Genomic DNA, 563 nt, shown 5'->3' on the forward strand with positions numbered 1-563 from the left:
TTAGGTAAAGTGCAATAATTATTTTGAAATGGTTGGGACTCCTTTGGAATTTAGAGTGAGTTTTGTGGTTAATCAATTTAATGTGCTGCTAAGGATTGGTGGACAACAGTGCGTAATACTAAAGATGTGAATATTTTAACTTGGAATGAATTTCAGTAGCTGTTTAAATCAAAGTATGTTAGGTCTACTTTTCGACAAGTTAAAAGAGAGGAGTTTGAGAAGTTGATTCAAAGGGAGATGTCAGTGTTAGAGTATGAAGCAAAGTTTGTTGAATTGTCAAGATATGCAGGAGGCTTGGTAGCTACAGAAGAAGAGAAGGCTAGAAAGTTTGAAAAGGGTTTGAGGCCTGAAATTAGAGAAAAGATTTTTATGCTGAGATTACCTAGTTTAGCTGAAGTAGTTGATAGAGCATTTTGGGTAGAAAAAGAAACTTTAGAAATTTAAAGGATTATGTAGAGGAGAGTTTAGGGGGTAGAAGATAAGGCCAAGGAGTTGGAAGGGGTTTTGGTAGAGATACAGGCTGTGGTTTTGGACAAGGATTGGGGTTAAGTCAAGAGTATGGT

1 protein-coding gene is annotated in these 563 nt (G+C 36.4%); it reads left to right on the forward strand.

Going from position 1 to position 563, the window contains the following annotated elements; translation table 11 throughout:
• Positions 1 to 159 precede the first annotated feature (159 nt).
• Positions 160 to 444, forward strand: a complete 285-nt coding sequence (locus tag HLA93_RS20515) for a retrotransposon gag domain-containing protein (protein WP_222196288.1) — start codon at positions 160 to 162, stop codon at positions 442 to 444.
• Positions 445 to 563 lie beyond the last annotated feature (119 nt).

It is taken from the genome of Modestobacter italicus (assembly GCF_019799965.1).
Lineage (GTDB): Bacteria > Actinomycetota > Actinomycetes > Mycobacteriales > Geodermatophilaceae > Modestobacter > Modestobacter italicus_A.